This is a genomic window from Streptomyces capoamus, from assembly GCF_014654935.1.
GTDB classification, from domain to species: Bacteria; Actinomycetota; Actinomycetes; order Streptomycetales; family Streptomycetaceae; genus Streptomyces; species Streptomyces capoamus.
On the sequence record NZ_BNBF01000008.1, the window covers coordinates 217,678 to 219,040 of the forward strand.

Annotated in this window: 1 protein-coding gene and 1 pseudogene; both read left to right on the forward strand. The window is 68.7% G+C overall.

Features of this window, described 5'->3' with window-relative positions:
- Nucleotides 1–218, forward strand: a pseudogene (gene bldG / locus IE312_RS40260) (anti-sigma factor antagonist BldG); the annotation flags it as partial.
- Between the two features lie 347 nt (nucleotides 219–565).
- On the forward strand, nucleotides 566–1,000 hold the full coding sequence (locus IE312_RS15530; RefSeq protein WP_189982145.1) for an ATP-binding protein: 435 nt from the start codon (nucleotides 566–568) through the stop codon (nucleotides 998–1,000).
- Nucleotides 1,001–1,363 lie beyond the last annotated feature (363 nt).

Consider the following 1,363-nt stretch of genomic DNA (forward strand, 5'->3'; position numbering starts at 1 on the left):
ATTTCCACCTCGTCGTCGACATGGAGGGCGTGGACTTCCTCGACTCCACCGGGCTCGGCGTGCTGGTCGGCGGCCTGAAGCGCGTTCGTGCCCATGAGGGCTCCCTGCGCCTGGTCTGCAACCAGGAGCGCATTCTCAAGATCTTCCGGATCACCGGTCTCACCAAGGTGTTCCCGATCCACACCTCGGTCGAGGAAGCCGTGGCGGCCACCGACTGATCGGCCACCGCCTGGCCTGTCATCGACTGAGCGGCCGCCGATTGGCCGGTCAGTCGACTGGTCGGCCACTGACTGGCCGGTCATGGACTGATTGATCGGCTGCCGCCTGGTCGGTCATCGGCCGGCCGGTGGTCGGCTGGTCGGTCGTCGACCGATGCGGACCGTTCGCCGGCGTCGGGCTCCTGCGGGGGCCGGGCGTCGGCCGGTCCCATTCCGGCCGGTCCCGCCCCGGACCGCGTGACGCAGAGAATGCGTACCAGGCGCGCCGGGGTACAGAAGCACACCAGGGGTGCGGGCGCCCGGCGGCCCCGCCCCCGACCGCACGCCCGTAGTCGCGAGGGGGATGCATGGCCACCGTCGAACTCCGCTTCAGCGCGCTGCCCGAGCACGTCCGGACCGCCCGGCTGGTGGCGGCAGCGGTGGCGCGCAGGGCCGGAGTGGACGAGGCCGTCCTGGACGAGGTGCGGCTCGCCGTGGGTGAGGCCTGCTCCCGGGCCGTCGGACTGCACCGCAACAGCGGCGTCACGGCACCGGTGAAGGTCGCGCTGATCGAAGAGGAGAAACAGTTCTCCATCGAGGTCGGCGACGAGGCTCCGCATGCCGCTCCGGGCGGTGACACGCCGGGCGGCGCTCAGGACGGCGACGCGGACGTCGAGGAGGACGAGATGGGCCTCGCGGTCATCAGCGGCCTCGTGGACGACGTGGAGGTCACCACCGGGCGCGACGGCGGCCTGATCCGTATGACCTGGCCGACCGCACCGCCGGCCGCCGCACTCGCCTGAGTGGCCGGCCCGGGCCGGGCTGGTCCCGGCCCGCCGAGCGATCCCGACAGGGGCCCTGCCGAGCAGGGCCCCTGTCGCATTTTCGTATGCTCGCCGAATTCGTGAAGGAATTCACGATCAATAACCCAGATAATTCGATCAAGCACCCGACCGGGTGTCAATGCTTCTAGGGCATTACTTCTTTCGTGTTCGCAGTAGGTGCATGCAGGCCAATTCCGTTTACCGTCCCCTGTTTAGATCACCCGGTGGTACCTACAATCCGTCCACATCTTGAGCTCAGCCCAAGCGTCAAGGAGGACGAATGGCGGGGCTTTCTACCCCACATCAGTCGGGTCACCCCTCTTCCCTCGCGGCCGCGGTCCT

What these genes read in the sequence shown, in the direction of transcription:
- IE312_RS15530 (WP_189982145.1), top strand. Translation starts at nt 566, where the DNA reads ATGGCCACCGTCGAACTCCGCTTCAGCGCGCTGCCCGAGCACGTCCGG.